Below are 20,098 nucleotides of genomic sequence, written 5' to 3'. Positions count from 1 at the left end.
AGCCTGATAGATGAAGTTATACCGGAGGGGAGGTTCATTTCCAAGTGGTGACCGCGACTGCGGCTAGTATCATCGCCCCTCCGACCACCACTGGCGCGGTGACAGGCTCCGACAGCGGGGCCGCCCTTCCGACGATGCTGACGACTGGTATGAGGTAGAGCTGGATGGAGAGTCTCGAGACCGCGCCGTGGCTCGTCAGTTCATAGAACATCAGATATCCGAAGACCGTGCTGAGGAGCCCCAGATAGAGGACCCCGGTTCAGCCGTCAAAAAAGAGACGTCGCCTGGCTGAAGAAGCGTCCTGAGATGAGCGGGGTCATCATCGCCGTCTCCATAAGCCCCGCCATGATCGTGGTGAAGGCCGAGCCGTACTTCTGGACGAGAGGCTTCCCTAGCACGGCGAAGAGAGCGTAGCACAGGGCGGTGACCAGCGCCTCGAAGACCCCGGCGAAGGAAGCGAAGTCCGTCGCGCTCACCGACCCGATGGAAAGGACCGCCGTCCCGGCGATCGCGAGCGCGAGCCCGAGAATGGTCTTCCGGCCCGCCTTCTCGCTGAGAAGGAGGTACTAGAGGACCACGATGAAGATCGGCCCGAAGGCGATAAGGAGAGCAGACAGCCCGGCAGACAGGGTCGTCTCCGCGCAGTTCAGGGAAAATGCGGTGTCCGGCCACGTTGGCCAGCGCGACGACGGGGAGCCGGGGGACGTCCTTCCGTTCGAAGCGGGTCTTGGGCCTCCCGATGAACGGAAACAGCGCGAGGAACGGGACGCTGGCGACGAGCCATCGCATCAGCGCCAGGTTGACCGGAGACATCTCGGCCACCACGACCTTGACGGCCACGAAAGCCATCCCTCAGACTAGGCTCAGGACGACCAGGCCGGCGTATGCCGTGGCGCTCCTCGGGCTCGACTGCCTCGTCTGCGGTTCGCAGCCAGCGAGCTCTCTTTCTTGAGGAGTGCCTTCTTGCGCCCTACTCCGAGCCCGTAGCCGCCGAGGCTGCCGTCTTTCCTTATGACCCGGTGGCATGGGACTATCAGCGGGACGGGGTTCGAAGCGCAGGCGTTGGCCACGGCCCTGACAGCCCGTGGCTCCCCGACCATCTTTGCGACCTCGAAGTATGACCTGGTCTCGCCGAAAGGTATGCTGCGGATGGCCGACCAGACCCGCATCTGAAAGTCGGTACCCCTCACGTCGAGAGGGAACCTCGCGCTCTGCCCTTCCAGGTGAGCCTGGAGGGAAGCGAGGTAGCTCACTGCCCTGGTAGACTTCGCTATCCTGGCTTTGGGGAACTCCCGGAGCAACGCCCTCAGGAGCTCGTCGTCCCCTCTCCCAGCCTTCACCGAGCATACCCCATGCTCGGTCGTCGCGACCAGCAGCCGCCCCAGAGAAGAGTCCCCGATGGCATATCCGACGTCCGTCCCTTTTCCCCCTTTCCTGTAGGTGGCCGGCGTCATCCCCAGCCTCTTCCGGGAGTCTTCATAGAGCCAGCTCTGGGCGGAGTACCCCGTGCTCCGGAGCGCACCCAGGACGGGCTCCCCTTTGGACAAACGCGACCGGAGCTCGTTGAGCCTGTACTGTTCCAAGTACCTCCGCGGGGACATCCCCATCACTCCGGTGAAGACCCTCTGAAGGTGAAACGGGCTCAGGCCGAACTCGTCACCGAGGCTCCTGAGCGTGAGCTTTGAAGCCGAGTTCTCCCTCAGATAGTCGCAGACCCTCTTCACCAGCTCGGCCTTGTGCGTCCGGACACCGGAAACGAGGACCGCCTGCTGCAATCTTCTCTACCGCCGTCGCGCGCCCTTCAGTAATAAGACGTTTGTCGGAATCTTGCTGAAGCCAGAAGCTCGGGCGGAACTGTGCGGTCTCCTAGGTCACCTGGATGCCTGGAAGGGCACCGTGGATGAAGTATCCGAAGGCGTAGAGCGCTATGGTGGTCCCGAAAAGTATCATCAGGATCTCCAGGAAGTCCCTCAGGAAGGACTTCTGCTGGATGACGACGCTGTACCAGGTCGTCACGACAAGGATGACGACTGCGAGCGAGAGGGAGGCCGAGATCGCGAACACCATGTTGGCGGTCAGAAAGTACGGGGTGGCGAGTATGATCGCTGTGATGAAGTACGATGCCCCCGTGTAGACTGCGCTCAGCCTTGCCGACCCCTCGAACTCCCCCTGCTTGGCCTGGGCGAAGGCGGCAGACGCCATGGCGAGCGAGGCGGCCGCTCCTGCAATCACCCCGGCGAGCCCCGCAATCTCAGTCCTGTCATAGAAGCCGAGGGAGCCGGCATGTATCCCGGAGATTTCGACCAGGGCGTCGGCGAGCCCGAGCACGATGAACGAGATGTATCGTACGGCTGAGCTCTCTACCTTCATCGCGAACGCCTTCTCATGATCCCTCTCGTCGGCTACCATCTCGTTGAAGGCAGCCTTGTCGGGCTCCGGGATCAGCTTCTCGAGCCCCTGATATTCGCCTACCACGTTCTGCTCGTGCCTGTCGAGATACCTCGTCGCGAACGTCAGCCCCAGGAACCTCCTCAGGAAGAGGATCCAGTACAGCTTTGCCTTGGCCAGCTTCGGCTTTTCGCCAGGGACGTACCTGCTCCAGAACTCGTAATGCTTGTGCTCGGTGGCAGAGAGGGACTTCAGAACTTCTGAGAAGGGGCTCGCTGCGCTGACCGTCCTCGACAGCTTCTCGTAGAGCGTGTAGTCCGACCACTCGTCTGACATCCTGGTCCGCGCGATCTCCTTGAGGTCCGCGTCGCCAGACGACATGGAGCGTGCGCGCCTGACCCCCGTATATGAACCATGAGCGCCTGTCGGGAGCGGGAGGGTCTGGATGATGCATAGGATCGGCGGCTAGGCCGACGACCCTGACACCCTTTCCGTCCTGAGCCGGGTTCACTCCAGGTAGAGGGCCGGCTTGGTGGGAAGGGCGTCCTTGGCCTTGCCGCCTGGGTCGTGGATGGCACTAGCCCCCGACTTTTGCACGACGACGCTTATGCCCAACTCCTTCGAGATGAAACCAGAAGCCTCCGAGAGGGTGGCGAACTCGTCGAAACCCCTGTGCGCCGCGACCTTTGCCAGGGCTTCTTCACCGATCTCATAGAACAGCTTGAAGACGCGGTCGGGCTGTATCTTCAGGCTCGAATACTTCTTGACCACCTGCCCGACGCTCTCCTTCTTCTGCTTCGCCGCGGCCAGCTCGAAGAAGTAGCTCTTCGCCTGGTCTGAGGCGACGTAGACGTTCAGCTTCGACCTGGGCCCCTTGACCACGTTCAGGACGTTCCTCGCGTCTTCGGTCACCCTGCCCAGAACCCACTCCGCGAGCTCAGCCCCTTCGTCGAGGGGGAAGTCCTTCAGAGCCGGCCAGTCCGCCTGGCTGGCCAGCCCCTTTCCTCCGAGCTCATGGTTCAGGTCCTCGGCGACGAAGGGGGTGAACGGGGATATCATCCTGACCCAGGCCCCGAAGACGTCCGTCAGGGTCTGCCTCCGCGGCTTCCCGGCCCTGTGGAGGTAGTACCTGATGTCGTTCCAGACATCCAGGTAGACGGTGGCTGCCGCACGCCTGACCTTCAGCGCTTCCATCGCCTCAGTCGTCGTGGCTATCCTTCTATGGACGGTGGAGACCAGCCAGGAATCGAGTTCGTTCTCCGGCCTCGCTTCGGCCGATTTCAGGGTCTTCTTCACGAAGGGGATCAGGGCCTCGACCTTCCCCTTCGCGTCTTCCGCCGCCCTCCCTCGCCAGTCGGCGTCGTCCATGCCGTCGGCGGTGAGCGCCAGGGCCAGCCTGAAGCCGTCCGCCCCGTACTTCTCCAGGGCGCCCTTCCAGGTGACGAAGTTCCCCTTGGTCTTGCTCATCTTCTTCCCTTCGACGAGGATCATGCCGTTGATGCCGAACCCCCTGGGCCACTGCCTCTCCGGGAAGAACGCGGCGTGATGGAACGCGAAGAACGTCAGGTGGTTGGGGATGAGCTCCTTGGCCGAGTTGCGCAGGTCGACGGGATACCAGTACGTGAACTCTTCCCTGAGCTGCCTCAGCCGCTTGTCTGTAGTCTTCACCGACTTCGCCAAGCTGGCCGGGTTTCCCTTTCCGAAGAAGACGTAGTCGAGGACTTCGGGGGTCAGGTGGTCGGGGCCGACCTTCTCCAGGTTGACGAACTTGCTCAGGGTGTAGTAGGCCATATAGATGGTCGAGTCGCTCAGCGTCTCGACTATCCACTCTTTGTCCCAGGGGAGCTTCGTCCCCATCCCCGAGCGCCTGGCGCAGGGCCAGTCGTTGAGCCATTCTATGGTCGAGTAGAACCACTGCCTGGCGTCTTCCGGGAACACCGCGGCCTTCTCGACGACCTCCCTCGCCTTCGCCTTCCACTCGGGGTTCGAGTAGTTGAGGAACCACTGGTTCTCCAGTATCTTCACGTAGCACCTGTTTCCGCACCTGCAGACCACCTTCTCCGGGAGGACGAACATCTTGGCGAGGCGCTCCGTCTTGGCGAGGAGCTCGATAGACTTCGGCTTGGCCTCCGCCACGGTCAGCCCCGCCAGCGGCCCCGACGCCTGGGTGAGGACCCCGCCGTGGAACTCAGCCTTGTATATCTCGGAGGTGGCGGCTTCGAGGCGCGGGTCAGCGGAGTCGGCGATGCCCATCTTTTCCACCGCGTCCCTGGCCGGGATCTGGGAGTATCCTTTGAGCGTGAGAATCGGGATGGGCACCAGCTTGTCGGCGATTTCCTTGATCTGTCTCCCTGCTTCGACTTTGCCCTGCTGGATGTCCCTGAGGGCGACGTAGTCGTAGGGGGCGTGGGCCGGGACGCTGTACACCACCCCTGTGGCCAGCGAGTCGTCGACGAACCGGGCTGGGAGGACAGGGAGGGCTTTCCCAGTCAGGGGGGCCATGGCATACCTCCCCAGGAGCTCCGACCCCTTGAAGGAGCGGACCGGTACCACGTCGTGCTTCTGCTCGGCGAGCCTGGTGAGGGCTGAGGAGCTGACCACCCAGAGCTCCCCGTCTACTCTTGCCTCGCTGTACTCCGCGTCGGGGTTGACCCAGACGTTGGTCGCCCCATAGATCGTCTCTGGCCTGAGGGTGGCGGCCGCCAGCGCCCACTCGCCCAGGTGGAACTTGATCAGAGTGAACTCCTCCGGGGACACCCCTTCTCCTTCCATCCTGTCGTGGTCCCCTGTGGGGCTCTTGTCGAAGGGGCACCAGACCACGGGGTGGGTCCCCTGGACGACGTACCCCATCTCCCTGAGGCGGAGGTACTGCCACTCCACGAACTTCCTGAACGCCGGGTCGACGGTCCTGAACTCCCGCCTCCAGTCGATGGAGAAGCCTGTGTCCTTCATCACCTGGCGGCTCGCCTTCGTGTAGTAGGACGCCAGGTACTCGGGGTCCGTGAACTTCTCGACCTCCTTCTCGGGGACCCCGTCGACCTCAACGAACGTCCGGCGGGCGGCCGGGTCCCCCTGCTTGAGCCTCTGGCTCATCCCCACAATCGTCTTGCCGGTCCAGTGCCAGGCCCAGGGGAAGAGGACGTTGTACCCCTGGAGCCGCCTGAACCTGGCGTAGAACTCGACCCTCGCGGCTGTGAACGCGGTCCCCACGTGGACGGCCGCGTTCATGTACGGGAAGGGGACGGTCACGAACATCTTCTTCTTCCCCTGGACGGGGTCTGGCTCGAAGACCCGCCTGTCGCTCCATACCTTCAGCCAGTACTTCTCCCTGCTGGACATCGCTGTCAACTCGCGGCCGCCGGCGTCAAGCTCTCCGCCAGCGACGAGGCCGCGTCCACCATGTCGACCCTCGGGCCGCCCCCCTGGGCGAAGGCTGGAGAACCGCCCCCTGATCCTCCGAGGACAGCTGCGACCTTCCTCACCGCCTCGACTGCCGAGAACCCTTCCTGTCTTGCTGTGGGGCCGACGAAGCAGACGACCCTTGCGGACTTCCCTGTGGAGAATATGCTCAGGTAGACCAGGGAAGGGTCTTCTTCCACGCTCTTCTGCCCCTGAGCAATAATCTGTTCCTCTCCCAGAGACGGGTTCTTGGAGACGTAGAGCTTTGCCTTCCCGAGAGTCTTCGCCCCGGACGCGACGCCCGCGGACGAGAGATCAACCAGGCGTTCACCCAGACTCTTCTCGCGCGCCCGTGACCCCTCCAGGTCGGCCAACACCCCCCTCGCCACCCTTGGGAGGTTCTCCCTCTGGGTCCCCAACACCTCAGAGAGCTCCCTCAGCTCGGAGTCCATGGTGTGCATGTACTCGATGGCAGCCTCGCCCGCGACGAACTCGAGCCTCTCCACCCCGTCCTGGACCCGCTCCGCCTTGACTATCTTGATGAGCCCCACCTCTCCAGTGGTCTTCGTGTGGGTCCCGCCGCACGCCTCTACGTCCCACCCTCCGATGTTCACCACCCTGACCAGCTTCCCTGGGACCACGCCTCCCTGATAGAGCCTGAACCCATACTTCTTCTCTGCATCCTGCCTGGGCATGAAGGTATTGGTCACCTTCAGGTCCTTCCTGACCACCTCGTTGGCGACGTCCTCGATCTTCTGGACCTGTTCCTCGGTGAGGTGGGCGAAATGGGTGATGTCTATCCGCCCGTAGTCCTCCTCCTTGAAGGCGGAGTGCTGCCAGACCCAGGGACCCAGGACCTGGCGGGACGAGCCGTTCACAATGTGCGTCGCGGTGTGTATCTGGGTGACGCGCCTCCTCCGCCTCTGGTCGACATGGCACTCCACGGTCGTCCCCGTCTTCGGGGGGCGCCCCTCGACCTTGTGGATGACCACGTCCCCGTACTTCTCGATGTCGACGACCTTCGCGGCCCCTATGGTCCCCCTGTCGGGCTCCTGCCCCCCGCCGCGCGGGTAGAAGACCGTCCTGTCGAGGACGACGTACTTCCCCTCGAAGACCTTCAGTACCTTCGCCCGGAAGTCGAAGGGGGACTCCTCGTCGTAATACCAGAGCTTGGTCGGGGGGACATTCTTGGTGTCGAACTGCATCTCCGGCTCCTCGAGCTCCCGGGTAATGTGCCTCGCCTGGACCTTCTCGTAGAACCCTTCGGAAGGGCCGACCTTGGCGCCGGCCTCCATGAGCTGCTCCGGAGTGACGCCGTCGGAGTCGTAGAGCTTCACCAGGTCGTCGGCAGTCAGCTCTCCCGCCTGGGCGGAAAGGGAAGAGACTATCCTTGCGACCCTTTCTGACGATGAGACGAACCTGGACTCCTCGACCTCGAGGACCTCCTTGACGTCCGGCCCGTGCTCCGCGAGCTCGGGATACATCTCCTTGAGCTGGGCGATGTGCCAGTCGATCAGGTCGGGGACAAGGAGTTTGAACTTGTGGTAGTTGATGAAGTTCCTCGCCCTCCGGTAGATCATCCTCAGGTTGTAGCCGCCTCCGGAGTTGCTCGGGAGCATGCCGTCTGCCACGGCGAACAGGAGGGTCCTGGTGTGGTCTGCGATGGCATACATGGCCTCCAGCGCGCCGAACTGCCTTGACAGGGTCGACGCCTCCACCCCGAGGGTCTTCGCTATCTTCGACTTCGCTTCGTCCAGGTTGCGATAGTCATCCAGGTTGATCTCGCCTGCGAGGGGCGAATACCTCTGGAACAGCTCTGTGTCGTAGTCGACGTGATTGTCCTCCATCATCCTCCTGAGGACCGGTGACATGTACGAGTCGTAGGCGGTAGGGGTCCCCCGGGTGAGCCAGGTGAACCGCTCGAGCCCCGCCCCCATGTCCACCACGGGCTCCTTCAGAGTGACGTACTTCCCGGGGCTCCCTTCGAACGCCGTGAAGACGGCGTTCCCCGTCTCCAGGCCCCGGACCTGATATTCCAGGGAGTACCCGAACGCGCCGTACCCCAGCCAGACCTGCTCGTTGAAGGAGATCTCTTCTTTGGGGATGCCGAACGTCTTCGTGAGCAGGGCGAAGTCGAGATCGATGGTCCTGTCCTTCCAGTAGCCCTCCCGGTTGGCGATGGCCGTCTGGCCTATCATGCAGAACGAGGTCCCGTGCCTCCCGCTGAGCCCGACTATCGGGACGTCGTTGAACCTCAGGCACATCTGAGGGACCACAAGCGGGTTGGCAGGAAGGGAGAAGGTCACCTTCCCCCCTTCGACCCTCTGGAAGTCGATTATCGAAGCGACCGTGAAGTAGAGGTCGGGCCGCCACCGGCTCACGACCGGGTAGCGCTTCACTATGGTGTGGCCGTTCTTTGCGAAGAAGGACTCGACGGCCTTCCAGGCTTCGACGTAGCCTAGCTTCTTGGAAGTGGGCGGGTCTCCGATGAACGAGTATGGGGAGCAGGGCTGGTCGTCGCAGCGCTTTCTTTCGGGCTTGAGGGTCCAGAAGAACTTCCCGCAGTTCTCGCACTTCTTCCGTACGAACCCCTCTCTCCTGAAGAGGTCGACATAGTAGTACTTCTTGTAGTCGGAGGAGAACTTTGCCTTCAGCGCCTGCTTCTTATCGTTCAATCTCGCTGTTTCTCTGCCTTTCTGGAGTCCGCCCCCTGAAGTAGATAAACTTGGGAACGCGCTCCAAGTGGTTTCGGAGGTAGCCCTAGACGAGCGTCGTGCGCCGCCTCCGTCTCATCCTCCTGGGTCTCCACCAGGGAGCCTGCCGAGGAGACGTGCATGACTGTCGCCAGGGAACCAGGGGGCGTCGCCGGATCTGACGTCAAGGAAGGAAACGGGCGACTCTTCCGCCTCAAACTCTTAAATACGGAATGCAGGTCGCCTGTTCTCGAATCAAGATGGAGTACGTTTACGCGGCCCTCCTGCTGCACAAGCTGAGGAAGCCGGTCAACGAGGAGAACCTGACCAGCGTGGTGAAGGCCACCGGTGTGGCCCCGGACGAAGTGAAGATCAAGGCGCTCGCTTCTGCCCTCGGTGAGGTCAACATCGACGAGGCACTGAAGAACGCAGCCACCATGGCCGCCGCTCCGGCGGCAGCGGCAGCACCTGGCGCTCCGGCGGCTAAGGCTGAAGAGAAGCCAAAGGAAGAGGAGAAGAAGGAGGAAGAGGCCCTACAGGGTCTCGCTTCGCTCTTCGGCTAGAAGCTCAAACCTATCCGCAGGGTCTCTTCCGGATGTCGTGTTAGTTAGCGTAGCTTCCGCATGGCCGCTGAAGGCAGGGCCTCTGTCTAAGCCGCTGAGGATGCTCTGAAACGGGCTACGTCTACTGCAGGCCTTTCTCTCTGGCTTTCGCTTCGAGCGCGGCGGCTTCTGCCTCCGCCTTCGCGAATATCATCGGAGCCGTCTCCCCGTCTAGGATCCCTGCCTCGATGGAGAGGCTCATCGCCTCCCTGTATGCCTTCGCCAGGATGTCCGGGGCGGTCTCCTTGGTCACGTATCCTATGACGATGGCCAGCCCTCGCGATGACGTGTAGGCCTCCACCAGACTCCGCCTGTACTCCTCCAGGTCTATGGCGACCAGGTCGCCTGCGTAGATGAGCCCGTTCTCGTATGCCAGCGCGATGGCGAGCCCCGCGCGGATGGGCTTGATGTTGAGCTTCGAGAGGAGGCTCGCCAGCTTCGGGGTGATCTCGCCTCCTTTCTTTACGGCGACGGAGTCCTTGTTGACCCAGATGCTCCCCCCTTCGATCTTGGTCTGGATGCCTGCTTCCCTGAACTCGCTCAGGACCGGACCCGCCGGGAGGCTGGTGTTTCCGGCCGGGACGATTATGTCGTCAGGGGCCTTGTCCCCGGCTCTTGCCGGCAGGTAGACCTTGTTCTTGTCGAGGGTGAGGAAGAGCTTGAACGGGTCGTAGGTGGAGAAAATCAGCGCGTTCTGACCGGCGAGATGGGAGAGCAACTGGTCGGCGTTCTTGATGCCCGCCTTCTGGAGCCCCAGGATGGCGAGCGTGTTCTTCACCACGAAGACCTCGGCGTGCCCTCTCAGGGCCTTGCGCACCGCCATGAGCTGGCTCGCCCTCACCTTGGAGAGGTTTGTGATCGCGAGGACCGGGTACTTCTTCGCCAGGCTCGAGACCCGTTCCACGGTCTCCACCTTTTCGGGGAGGTGCTTGTGGACCTGGACCGTCTCGCTCATCTACTCCACCGCCTGCTTGGCCGGCTTCCCCATCGTCGTCTTGACCATGACCGTCCTGATGTTCCTGTCGCCGTTGGGGAGCTTCTTCGTGACGGCGTTCACCACGGCCACGATGTTCTCCGCCAGCTCCGGCTCCGTCAGCTTGCTGTCACCGACCTTCGACATGACACCCAGGGACCCCCTGCTCCTCACCCTGACCGCCGTCCTCATCCTGTTGATCATCGTCTCGATGGGCGAGTTGGGAGGGACAGGAGAGGGTATCTTCCCCTTCGGACCGAGGGCCGTCCCCAGGATCTTGCCCACCCTTGGCATGAGCGCCGTGTCTGCAAGGAAGAAGTCGTAAGCGCGCGCGAGCTTCTTTGCTTCCCTCTTGCTCCCGCCATAGCTCTCGAGCTGCGCCGGGTCCAAGACCAGATTTGCCTTCGCGTTCTTCGCCCTTACCGCGAGGTCCCCCGATCCGATGAAGCATATCCTCGACTGCTTAGACGTGGGGTGGGGGAGGTAGACTATCTCGTTGATGTTTAGGTCGGTCTTCTTGGGGTCGACTTCCTTGAGGCTGATCATCACTTCAACAGACTGGGTGAACTTCGTCTCCTTGGACTGGCCCTTACCCTTTTTGACCAGGTCTGCGAGTTGCTGATTCGTAAGCATACCACTTCACAGTTTCTTTTCACCGGCCCGCCGAGGCCTATTTAAAACCGTGCGCGCTAAAATGGCACGCCGAGGAAAGCCGGGGCTCGGAACGGCTCGTCCCCCGGAAAGCAGGTCTGGAACCGGCGCATTCCATGTACCACGGACGGCGACACTACGCTGCAAGAAAGGAGCCGGTCACTGGAACTTTGCGTCCCACTTGCCTTCGTCTATCTCTTTCATGGACTCTCTGGCGTCCTTCCCTTCGACCTTGACCCCCATGCTGACACAGCTCCCCACGACCTCCTTCACCGCCGACCGGACCGAGGCCGCGTAGGACCCTGCCATCTTGTTCTTGGCGATGGTTATCACCTTGTCCATGGTCAGGTCCCCCACGAAGTCCACGTTCGGCTTCGAAGACCCCTTCGGGATACCAGATTCCTTCGCCACCAGTGCCGAGGTCGTAGGCGTCCCCACTGAGATGGTGAACTTCTTGGTCTCCTTGTCCACCTCGACCTTCACCGGGACCCTCATCCCCTTGAAGTCGCCCGTCTGACTGTTGATCTCGTTCACGATGCCGAGGACGTTCACGCCCAGAGGACCGAGCGCCGGGCCCAGCGGTGGGCCCGCACTCGCTTCCCCGCCTGTAACCAGTACGTTGATGACCTGCTTTTCTCCCATCTTGCTCTCACTCAGGACTGGGCCTGTGGGGCCTCTGGCTTCGCCCTCCCCACCAGCTTGGCATAACCGGCATCAATGGTGATAGGCATGCTGAAGGCGGTGTCCAGCAGCGAGACTGTAATCTCCTGCTTCTCTTTCTCCACCCTCGATATCTTGGCGCGCATCCCCTTGAAAGGCCCGGCGACGATCTCTATGGTGTCTTCGACGTTGAGCTCGGCGACCATGGACTTCGTCACGAGGAACTTCTCGATGTCAGAATACTGCATCATGCCCGGGATCTTGCTCCTCACGTGCTTGAACCCCTGGATGCTCTCGTCCACTACCTGGCTGTTCGGCGCCTCGAAGAGGACGTACCCCTTCCAGGTGTCCAGCGCCAGGACCGAATAGATCGGCTTCCCCTTCTGGACCGCCCTGTTAGCCACGAACGTTGCGACCGTCCTTTCCTGACCTCCGGTGGTCTTGACCGGGAATATGGAACTGCTTCTCTCTTGATCGCTGATAACGGCCACGGCGAAAAAGGCCGACTTCGGTTAGGCTAATAACCTTATGGCCCGCCGTTGAAGAAACACGGCCCAGCCTTTCGTTACATCACTTTAGGTGCGCCGGATATTTATAAAACCTGAAAGGCGCGTGCTTCCGACTTGCTCCCGGCTTCTCATGCAGGCGCGGCCCCAGACCCGGTCATCAAGGTTAACGGTCTGAAGCACACCTACGACGGGAAGAAGTACGCCCTGAAAGGGGTCGACTTCGAGGTGAGGAAGGGGGAGGTCTTCGGCCTGCTGGGGAAGAACGGGGCAGGCAAGTCCACGCTCATCAAGATCCTTACGACCCTGATCAGGGCATCGGAAGGCTCTGTGTCGATCCTTGGGATGGACCCGTCGAAGGACGGCACCAGCATAAGAAAGAGGATAGGGGTCGTGCAGCAGGACGAGTCGTTCGACTTCACCACCGTCCAGGGGAACTTCGACGTCTACGGGGTACTCTGGGGGGTCCCCGCGTCAGAGAGGGTGAAGCGCAGAGAAGAGCTGCTGAAGAAGTTCGGCCTGGACGAGATCAGGAAGAAGCGGGCCTTCGACCTCTCAGGAGGCCAGAAGCGGAGGGTGCAGGTGGCACGGGAGCTGATTCACGACGTGGACGTCCTCTTTCTTGACGAGCCGACCGTCGGGCTCGACGTGATCATGAGGAGGCAGCTCCTGGATTTCGTGAAGGCCGAGGTCGGCAGAGGGTTGACCGTGGTTTTCACGACGCACAACCTCGAGGAGGCGGACTACCTCTGTGACCGCGTCGCGGTCATAGACGAGGGCAAGATCCTGGTGATGGACACCGTGGACAACCTGAAGAACCTCTACAGAGGCAAGAGGGCGATCGAAGTCACGGTGGAGAGCTCCGGCGCGGAGAGGTTCTACCTGCGGCTCTCCGACGCCCTCGGCGTCCGCGGCTCCGTCAAGCGCGGTGAAGGGTCGGCCGTGATACTCTCTGACAGCCCCAAGGACGCGCTGGCCACCATACTGGCGGTGGCGAGGGAGACGGACTCCCAGATAGAGTGGCTCAACGTGAGAAAGGACACGCTTGAGGATGTCTTCATCGACTCGGTCTCTAAGGAGGGGAGCAACTGATGGAGCTCCCGAACCTGGCCAGGCTCGTATACAGGAACATCAAGGTGAACACTGACGTTGGGACGCTCATCTTCCTGGTAGGCCTTCCCGCCCTGTACCTGGTGTTCTTCGGGTTCGGGTTCCAGTCCTTCGCGCCCGCGGGGAGCGCACCGAACTCCTACATCATCTTCCTCACCCCCGGGATCATGTCGTTCCAGACCATCATAGCGGGGACCGTGGGAGGGAGCATGCTCTGGGCGGACAGGAGATGGGGGATGCTCGCGCAGCTTCTCGTGGGGCCCTTCACGCGGCTCCAGTACCTGCTTGGGATAATGTTCACCACGGTGATGTTCGGCCTCGCGGGCGCGATGGTGATGCTCCTGGGGTCGTATCTCCTGACAGGGGTGACCTCGATCTCGGCGCTGGGAGCGCTGGCCGTCTTGGTCTCGCTCCTGGTCGGCTCGATCTTCTTCGGGTCTCTCATGCTTCTGATCTCGGCGCTTGTGAAGTCGAACAACGCCTACAACAGCGTCCAGGTGCTCGTCATATTCGTAGTGAACTTCGCCAGCCCCGTCTTCTACCCGCTCAGCTCGGGACTCCCGATTCCGATACGGGCGCTTTTCATGGTGAACCCGCTCACGTACGTGGTCAACGTGGTCAGGGACGGCTACAACGGAGCCGTGGGGGTGGGAGACGTCTACCAGCTAGCGGGGCTGTCGGTCCTCACGGCGGCGACCCTGTTCATCGCGGTGAGAGCCTACATGCGATCGGACGTTTCCTACACCTAGAGCGGCTTTTCAGCCGAAGAAGATGCTGCCTACCAGCTTGATGATGAAGCCTATGGTCCCGACCACGACTACGCCGAGCGAGACTAGCTTGAGGTAGAGGGTGAACTCGTCCCTGTCGCTCTTGTGGGCCAGCCTGAAGATGGCCGCAGACGACCTGAAGAAGTCGCGGAACCCCATTTCAGCAGGGCTGGACCCATGGTCAGCTTATATGCTTAGTGTCGGACTCTTTCAACCGGCCGCCGCCGTGCCCTGTCGGGGTTCCTTCTGGTTCGTCCAGCGTCTTGTGCCAGTCTTCCGGAACTGCGCGTCGACGCCCCAGCGTTATAATCACCGCCCGTCTGGCGGGACGCGTTGACCCCTCAGGGTGAGCCTGCCACCGTCATCGTCGCCTCCACCACCGACCTCGCTTCCAGGACCCTCGCTTCAGCCCTGATCGGATCCGAGGGGTTCGGGTCCACCGGGGTCAACCTGCTGGGGAAGGCGGTGTACCAGAAGGGCTCCCTTCTCCTCGCGCAGTTCGAGGGGACTATCGTAGAACCTCCTGGCCTGGACGAATACTTCAACCCCCAGGCGTACATCTTCCTGTCGAGGCACAGCGCCGCCTCGGGGATCGCTTCGCTTACAGCTCACACCACGGGGAACTTCGCGTCGGAGGCGAAGTTCGGCGGGTCCGGGAGGGAGCTCGGGAGGTCCGACCCGTCCCTGCTGAAGAACTACCTCACCGCGCTCTGGAAGCGACAGGAAGACGTGAAGGGATACGAGATCGCGCTCGAGGCGACCCACCATGGGCCCACTTCCCTGCAGAAGCCTGTGCTGTTCGTGGAGCTCGGCTCTTCAGAGAAGTACTGGGGGGACAAGAGGGCGGCCGGGGTCGTGGCCAGGGCGCTCGTGGAGAGCCTCGCCGACCGGCAGATTTGGTCCAAGGTGGCGGTGGCGTTCGGGGGGACGCACTACTCGGAGAAGTTCACCAGAATCCTGGTAGAAGAGGAGATGGCGCTTGCCTACGTCGCCCCCAAGTACGCACTGGAGCACCTCGACGAGAAGATGGTGGGACAGATGCTCCAAAGGTCCACCGCCCCCGTCAGGTACGCAGTCCTCGACTGGAAGGGGCTGGGCCCGCAGAAGGAGAAGGTAGTCGGCCTGGTCAGGCAGTTCGGCCTCGAAGAGGTCAGGGTCTGACGCTCAGCCTGGGTTCAGCGCCGCGAGCTGGCCTATGGCCTCTTTCGCGACCTCTATGCTGTCGAGATAATCTCTGATGCGGACGAGCTCGGAGTCGGTGTGGCTGGAGCTCGACATACCTGGGCCGTAGGTCAGGCACCCTATAGCCCGCTTCTGGGCGAAGGTGTTCATGTCCCCGGTCCCCGTCTTCCGGACCAGGACCGGCTTCGCTTTCAGCCTGACGATGATGGCCCTCTGGAACGCCCTGACCAGCGTGGAGCCCGGGTCAGCCTCGTAGGCTTCAGTGGGAGGGCCTGGCGTGATGGCGACCCTCGCGCCGTCCGCCGACCCCTCGACTATAGAGCGGATTTCTCTGACCGCCTGGGAAGACGAGAGCGACGGCGGAAGGCGAAGGTCGAGGGTCGCTTTGCAGAGGCCGGGTATCACGTTCTGGTAGGTCCCCGCGCTCACCATGGTAGGCGATATGGAGACCGACCTGAAGTGGTCGCCGTCGACCTGCTTCGAGCTTTCGTAGCTGCGGAGCTTGGCGAGGACCGCGGTGAAGGCGTCGAAGGCGCTCAGGTTGGCCCAGGGAGAGGACGCGTGCCCCCCGGAGGTCTTCACTTCCAACTTCAGGCTCATCCTCCCTCTGGCTCCGATGGCGATCCTGTCGGCTCCGCTCGGCTCTCCGAAGACCGCGTAGTCGTACCTTGCGGCGCCGCCGGCCAGACTCTCGATCCCCGCGCCGTCTCCTTCTTCCTCTGTGACCCCGGCGAAGGTCACCTTCACGCCGCTGTCTGCGGCCTTCGCCCCCGCAAGGAGCAGCGCGCAGAGCGGGGACTTCGCGTCGGCGGCCCCCCTCCCGAAGACCTCGTCCTTTGTCCTGCGGACCGGGAGCTTGCCGGGGACCGTGTCCATGTGGCCGCAGAGGAGGAGTCGGACCTTCCCTTTCCCCACTTCCCCGAGGACGTTCCCTGCCCTGTCGGTCCGCACGTTCGAGTACCCCACCCTGACCATGTTTTCGGCCAGATAGGCCCCCAGCCCCGCCTCCTCTCCCGTTGGAGAGTAGATCTTCAAAGCCCCCAAGAGGAGTTCGACCGCCCCCGCGTGGGATCCGTCAGGCCCTTGCGGCTTCCTCTTCACCTATCGCACCCTCGAGCGTCCCTAGGCCCTTGGAGATCTGATCGCGATCGATTGTGAGGGCTGGAAGGAACCTGAAGGTGTCCCTCCCGGAGTATGCCGTGATGAGCCCCTTCGACTGCGCCGAGAGGAGCTGGGAGTGGATGTCCACCCTGGACTGCAGGGCCAGCATCAGCCCCAGCCCTCGGACCTCCTTGGCCAGTTTGTGGCCAGAGGCGATTTTCGAGAGGGCGGCTTTCATGTACTCCCCCTTTTCCCTTGCCTGCCCCGGGAGGTCGTTCTTCCCTATGAAGTCCAGGGTCGCCGACCCGGCGGCGCAGGACAGAGGGTTCCCTGCGAAGGTGCTGGTGTGCTCCCCCCCTTTCAGGCTCTCCGCGACTTCAGGGGTGGCCAGGGCCGCCCCGATCGGGAGCCCTCCCCCGAGACCCTTGGAGACCGTCATTATGTCCGGGACCACCCCCCAGTGCTCCGAGGCCCACATCTTCCCGGTCCTTCCCAGCCCCGACTGGATTTCGTCGAAGATGAGGAGCGCCCCCTTCCGGTCGCAGACTTCCCTCACCTGCCTGAAGTAGTCCGCTGGGGGGATTATGACCCCGCTCTCCCCCTGGATTGGCTCGGCCAGGACGGCAGCCGTGTCGCCGTCGACCACCGAGTCCAGCGACTGCGGGTCTCCGTACTCCGCGAACTCGAATCCGTCGAGGAGGGGCCCGAACGGGTCCCGGTATTTCCTGTTCCAGGTGGCGGAGAGCGCCCCCAGCGTCTTCCCGTGGAACCCTCCCTTCATCGAGACGACCTTCTTCCTCGCCGTCTTGCGCCTGGCCAGTTTGATGGCCGCCTCCACGGACTCGGTGCCAGTGTTTGTCAGCAGGGCTCTCTCCAGCCCCCTCGGCGCGCACCCGACGAGGCGCTCGACGAAGTCGGCCCTGGCGTCGTTATAGTAGGAACCGTGGCAGGTGATCAGCTTCTCGGACTGGACCCTGATGGCTGCCAGGACCGAGTCGTTGCAGTGCCCCACGAGGGCCACCCCTATCCCGCTCATGAAGTCGATGTACTCCTTCCCTGCGGAGTCCCAGACGACAGACCCTTTCCCCCTGACTATGGCGACGGGGAACTTGTTGAAGGCGCGGACCTCGAGCGAGTCTTCTATCCTTTCGGTCCGCCCTGTCATGGTGTTATCACCGTGCACCCCTCGCGCGCCAGGGCGCGGGACAGGGGAGACTCCCGCACCCCCGAGCAGATTATCGCCTCCTTCACTCCGCCCTCCACGGCCTCCACGGCGGCCATGACCTTCTTTTGCATCCCGTAGCCGACGGTCGGGAGCCTGGAGGAGGCTTCGGCCGCCGAAAGGCGTTCCGCGAGCCGGCCGTCGAGCATTAGGCCGTCGACGTTTGTAGCGAATACCACCGCGTCTGCACCTGTCCCTGCCGCGACGGACGACGCTGCCCTGTCCCCGTCGATGTTGAGGGGCTCTCCTGCTTCTCCCCTCGCGACCGGGGATATGACAGGGACGTACCCCTTCTCCAGGAACGCGTTCAGGAGGGTCGGGTCGACCTCCTGGACCTTACCTGTGTACCCCCCCTCTATGGCGACCTTCCTTCCCCTTTCGTCCACCACCACGAGCTTCGACTTCCTCTTTCCCTGGAGGAGCCCGCCGTCGCTCCCCGAGATTGAGACCCCCCTGAGCCCTTCCTGGCCGAGGGCCTGCACCAGCCTCTTGGCGAGCAGCCCGGACATGACCATCTGGTATATCTCTGCCGTGTCCTTGTCGGTGTACCTGCTCCTGACCCCCTCTGGAGAGACGACGAAGCGCTGCTCCTTTCCCAGGCGGGTGGCGTAGTCTGTCACGACGTCTCCCCCGCCATGGACCAGGATGAGCTGGTGTTCAGGGGCGAGCCGCGCGAAGTCCCGGACGAGGCCGGCGGGGGGCTCGTTCTTCATCAGGCTCCCTCCTATCTTCACCACGACCCTCATCGCGCTACACCGGGTGCAGGGGCGCCATTGTGAGCCCCTCCTTCTCGTCGTGCCCCAGCATCAGGTTCATCGACTGGACGGCGTTTCCGGCCGCCCCCTTGACGAGGTTGTCTGTCGCAGAGAGGGCGACGAGTCGGCCCGTCCTCTCCTCGATTTCGAACCCTACGTCGCAGAAGTTGGACCCCACCACGAGCTTAGGGTCTGGGAGCCTGAAGGGGCCCTGCTTGTCCCTCACGAGGCGGACGAAATAGCTCCCCGCGTACATCGAGCGATAGGCCTTCCACACGTCCAGTGCCTTGACCGGACCTGCCGTGAAGACGTGGGAGGTGACGAGTATCCCCCTGACCATGTTCACGGCGTGGGCGGACATGGAGACCTTGACCCGCTCTCCAGCCATGGCGGTAAGGACCTGCTCGACCTCCGCCGAGTGCCTGTGCCCGGCGGGCTTGTAGGGACGCACCACGCTGTACCTCTCAGAGAAGTGCGTGGCGAGTGAGGGCTTCCCCCCCGCCCCAGACGAGCCTACCTTGGCGTCCACCACGACGTGGTCCCTGTCTACCCCCAGGGACTTCTCCCTGAAGAGAGGGGCGAGGGCGAGGATGGCCGTGATGGCCATGCAGCCGGGGGACGAGACGAGGCGCGCGCCCCTGACCTGGTCGCGGTTTATCTCCGGAATCGAGAGGACGAACCTTTCGAGGAGGTCGGGCCGGGGGTGCTCGTAGCCGTACCACCCGGGGTACTGCCCCTTGTCGCTGAGCCGGAAGTCGGCGCTCAGGTCGACCACCCTGAGCCCCGCGTCTGCTATCTGGGGGACGACCTTGACGGACTCGCCGTGAGGGAGGGCGGCGAAGACCACGTCGGAACTCTCAATCACCTTGGAAGCATCGTCGGGGGAGAACTTCAGCTCCGTCATCCCCCTCAGGTTGGGGTGGACCCTGAAGACATACTCCCCGGCGTGCCTCCTCGAGGTGGCCGCCGTGATCTCGGCGCCCGGGTGCTGAAGGAGGAGCCGCAGCAGCTCCCCTCCGATGTAGCCGGAGGCCCCCAGGATCCCCACCCTGACCATGCTATCTCCTCGCTGACTCGGCTGCGTACTTCACGAGCTGGGCGGGGATGTCGGCGTCCACCGCTGACTGGGCCCCCTTGAACTCGACGGTGTTGTTCACCTCGTGGACGAGGTACCCGGACTCCGGTTCCATGGCGTCCACGCCGAGGATGCCGCCTCCTACCGCCTCCGCGGCTTTGAGTATGATCTCCTTCAGCTCTCCGTCCGGCTTGAACGACTTCGACACGGCCCCCCGCGCCACGTTGGTCCTCCACTCTCCCCTAGGGGCGATCCTGTGGACGCAGGCGACTATGGAGTCCCCGGCGACCACGGCGCGTATGTCCCGCGGGGGCCTTCGCACGTACTCCTGCAGGTAGTACATGTGCTGCTCGGCGGGGTTCGCCAGCTCCTCCTTGAACTCGATCAGCGACTGGAGAGTGGCCCTGTCGCGCACCACGGTCACCATGCGCCCCCAGCTCCCTGTGAACGGCTTGAGGACCAGAGGGTATCCTAGCTCCTCCGCCGCTGCCTCCGCCGCCTCTGAGGTCAGGGCCAGCAGCGTCCTCGGGGTCGGGACCCCGGCGTTTGCCAGGGCGATGCTCGTCGCTAGCTTGTTGCTGCAGGTCTCGGCCACGTCGAAGCTGTTGACCACCTTCAGCCCCGACCCTTCGAGGGTCCGGGTGAGGAGAGACGACCGGTAGTGGCTGATGCAACGCTGCAGGACCACGTCCCCGAACTCCTGACGCTTCTTCGGTATTTCGAAGACGAGCCCCTTGACGTCCACCAGCGAAGGGTTGAGCCCTGCCGACTCGGCCGCGTCGCTGAGCGCCTTCTCCTCCCACCTGAGCCTGTCGAAGGTTATGGTTAGCTTCACTTACTCTCCCCAGTCCTCTCCGACCTGTTCTGCGGGCTTCAGGAGCACGTTGCCGTTGGAAATCTCAGCCACTTCGTATTCGGTGGAACAGTCCTTGCAGGAGACTATCTCCCCCACTATCGCGTCGTTGGGGACGGCCAGCTCCGCTCCGCACTCTGCGCAGCTTGTGTTCAATCTCT

General features: G+C 62.9%; 22 protein-coding genes. 5 read left to right on the top strand and 17 right to left on the bottom strand.

The window, feature by feature from the left end; translation table 11 throughout:
- Positions 1–34: 34 nt before the first annotated feature.
- Positions 35–211 (bottom strand): hypothetical protein, encoded by a 177-nt coding sequence (locus JRN21_01015; GenBank protein ID MDG6987891.1) that lies wholly within the window; start codon positions 209–211, stop codon positions 35–37.
- A 55-nt stretch (positions 212–266) separates the two neighbouring features.
- Positions 267–476 carry a hypothetical protein gene (locus JRN21_01010; protein MDG6987890.1) on the bottom strand — a complete coding sequence of 70 codons (210 nt, stop codon included), beginning with the start codon at positions 474–476 and terminating at the stop codon, positions 267–269.
- Positions 477–579: 103 nt separating this feature from the next.
- Between JRN21_01010 and JRN21_01005 the strand changes: the two genes are divergently transcribed.
- Positions 580–861 carry a hypothetical protein gene (locus JRN21_01005; GenBank protein ID MDG6987889.1) on the top strand — a complete coding sequence of 94 codons (282 nt, stop codon included), beginning with the start codon at positions 580–582 and terminating at the stop codon, positions 859–861.
- A 2-nt stretch (positions 862–863) separates the two neighbouring features.
- Here the strand turns inward: JRN21_01005 and JRN21_01000 are convergent, their stop codons facing one another.
- The 4 genes from JRN21_01000 to JRN21_00985 form a co-directional block, all read right to left on the bottom strand.
- Positions 864–1,775, bottom strand: coding sequence for a methylated-DNA--[protein]-cysteine S-methyltransferase (locus JRN21_01000; protein ID MDG6987888.1), 912 nt, complete (start codon positions 1,773–1,775; stop codon positions 864–866).
- Between the two features lie 91 nt (positions 1,776–1,866).
- On the bottom strand, positions 1,867–2,769 hold the full coding sequence (locus JRN21_00995) for a hypothetical protein (GenBank protein MDG6987887.1): 903 nt from the start codon (positions 2,767–2,769) through the stop codon (positions 1,867–1,869).
- A gap of 126 nt (positions 2,770–2,895) precedes the next feature.
- Positions 2,896–5,736: a leucine--tRNA ligase gene (leuS, locus tag JRN21_00990; protein ID MDG6987886.1), complete on the bottom strand. Its 2,841-nt coding sequence runs from the start codon at positions 5,734–5,736 to the stop codon at positions 2,896–2,898.
- Entirely contained in the window at positions 5,733–8,462 is a 2,730-nt protein-coding gene (locus tag JRN21_00985) for an alanine--tRNA ligase (GenBank protein MDG6987885.1), read from the bottom strand. Before JRN21_00985 ends, leuS begins: the two co-directional genes overlap by 4 nt.
- Before the next feature lie 278 nt (positions 8,463–8,740).
- On the opposite strand from JRN21_00985, the gene JRN21_00980 reads away from it, so the two are divergent.
- Positions 8,741–9,043, top strand: coding sequence for a 50S ribosomal protein P1 (locus JRN21_00980; protein ID MDG6987884.1), 303 nt, complete (start codon positions 8,741–8,743; stop codon positions 9,041–9,043).
- A gap of 121 nt (positions 9,044–9,164) precedes the next feature.
- Here the strand turns inward: JRN21_00980 and JRN21_00975 are convergent, their stop codons facing one another.
- The 4 genes from JRN21_00975 to JRN21_00960 all read right to left on the bottom strand — a co-directional run bounded on the left by JRN21_00975 (position 9,165) and on the right by JRN21_00960 (position 11,857).
- Positions 9,165–10,037: a 50S ribosomal protein L10 gene (locus JRN21_00975; GenBank protein ID MDG6987883.1), complete on the bottom strand. Its 873-nt coding sequence runs from the start codon at positions 10,035–10,037 to the stop codon at positions 9,165–9,167.
- On the bottom strand, positions 10,038–10,688 hold the full coding sequence (locus JRN21_00970) for a 50S ribosomal protein L1 (GenBank protein MDG6987882.1): 651 nt from the start codon (positions 10,686–10,688) through the stop codon (positions 10,038–10,040).
- Positions 10,689–10,865: 177 nt separating this feature from the next.
- Positions 10,866–11,348 carry a 50S ribosomal protein L11 gene (locus JRN21_00965; protein MDG6987881.1) on the bottom strand — a complete coding sequence of 161 codons (483 nt, stop codon included), beginning with the start codon at positions 11,346–11,348 and terminating at the stop codon, positions 10,866–10,868.
- A gap of 11 nt (positions 11,349–11,359) precedes the next feature.
- The gene (locus JRN21_00960) at positions 11,360–11,857 is read right to left on the bottom strand and encodes a transcription elongation factor Spt5 (protein MDG6987880.1); all 498 of its coding nucleotides are present in this window, start codon (positions 11,855–11,857) and stop codon (positions 11,360–11,362) included.
- A gap of 174 nt (positions 11,858–12,031) precedes the next feature.
- On the opposite strand from JRN21_00960, the gene JRN21_00955 reads away from it, so the two are divergent.
- On the top strand, positions 12,032–12,964 hold the full coding sequence (locus tag JRN21_00955; GenBank protein MDG6987879.1) for an ABC transporter ATP-binding protein: 933 nt from the start codon (positions 12,032–12,034) through the stop codon (positions 12,962–12,964).
- The gene (locus tag JRN21_00950) at positions 12,964–13,731 is read left to right on the top strand and encodes an ABC transporter permease (protein ID MDG6987878.1); all 768 of its coding nucleotides are present in this window, start codon (positions 12,964–12,966) and stop codon (positions 13,729–13,731) included. The genes JRN21_00955 and JRN21_00950 overlap by 1 nt, the downstream gene beginning before the upstream one ends.
- Positions 13,732–13,740: 9 nt before the next feature.
- Here the strand turns inward: JRN21_00950 and JRN21_00945 are convergent, their stop codons facing one another.
- On the bottom strand, positions 13,741–13,908 hold the full coding sequence (locus tag JRN21_00945) for a protein translocase SEC61 complex subunit gamma (protein ID MDG6987877.1): 168 nt from the start codon (positions 13,906–13,908) through the stop codon (positions 13,741–13,743).
- Between the two features lie 174 nt (positions 13,909–14,082).
- Between JRN21_00945 and JRN21_00940 the strand changes: the two genes are divergently transcribed.
- Positions 14,083–14,910, top strand: a complete 828-nt coding sequence (locus JRN21_00940) for a D-tyrosyl-tRNA(Tyr) deacylase (protein ID MDG6987876.1) — start codon at positions 14,083–14,085, stop codon at positions 14,908–14,910.
- A gap of 3 nt (positions 14,911–14,913) precedes the next feature.
- Here JRN21_00940 and JRN21_00935 read toward each other — a convergent pair whose 3' ends face one another.
- The 6 genes from JRN21_00935 to JRN21_00910 are packed head-to-tail and all read right to left on the bottom strand — an operon-like array spanning position 14,914 to position 20,093.
- Positions 14,914–16,032, bottom strand: a complete 1,119-nt coding sequence (locus tag JRN21_00935; protein MDG6987875.1) for a M20/M25/M40 family metallo-hydrolase — start codon at positions 16,030–16,032, stop codon at positions 14,914–14,916.
- Complete coding sequence (locus JRN21_00930) at positions 16,007–17,197, bottom strand: aspartate aminotransferase family protein (protein MDG6987874.1); 1,191 nt, start codon at positions 17,195–17,197, stop codon at positions 16,007–16,009. Before JRN21_00930 ends, JRN21_00935 begins: the two co-directional genes overlap by 26 nt.
- The gene (locus tag JRN21_00925; GenBank protein ID MDG6987873.1) at positions 17,194–18,000 is read right to left on the bottom strand and encodes a [LysW]-aminoadipate/[LysW]-glutamate kinase; all 807 of its coding nucleotides are present in this window, start codon (positions 17,998–18,000) and stop codon (positions 17,194–17,196) included. Before JRN21_00925 ends, JRN21_00930 begins: the two co-directional genes overlap by 4 nt.
- A 4-nt stretch (positions 18,001–18,004) precedes the next feature.
- On the bottom strand, positions 18,005–19,066 hold the full coding sequence (locus JRN21_00920; protein ID MDG6987872.1) for an N-acetyl-gamma-glutamyl-phosphate reductase: 1,062 nt from the start codon (positions 19,064–19,066) through the stop codon (positions 18,005–18,007).
- Position 19,067: 1 nt separating this feature from the next.
- Complete coding sequence (gene lysX / locus JRN21_00915; protein ID MDG6987871.1) at positions 19,068–19,919, bottom strand: lysine biosynthesis protein LysX; 852 nt, start codon at positions 19,917–19,919, stop codon at positions 19,068–19,070.
- A complete protein-coding gene (locus JRN21_00910) occupies positions 19,920–20,093 on the bottom strand; it encodes a lysine biosynthesis protein LysW (GenBank protein ID MDG6987870.1) in 174 nt (57 codons plus the stop codon).
- Positions 20,094–20,098 lie beyond the last annotated feature (5 nt).

It is taken from the genome of Nitrososphaerota archaeon, assembly GCA_029785825.1.
Taxonomy (GTDB): Archaea; Thermoproteota; Nitrososphaeria; order Nitrososphaerales; family Gagatemarchaeaceae; genus UBA183.
The sequence above is the reverse complement of the archived record's forward strand: the minus strand, read 5'-3'. Positions and strand labels throughout refer to the sequence as shown.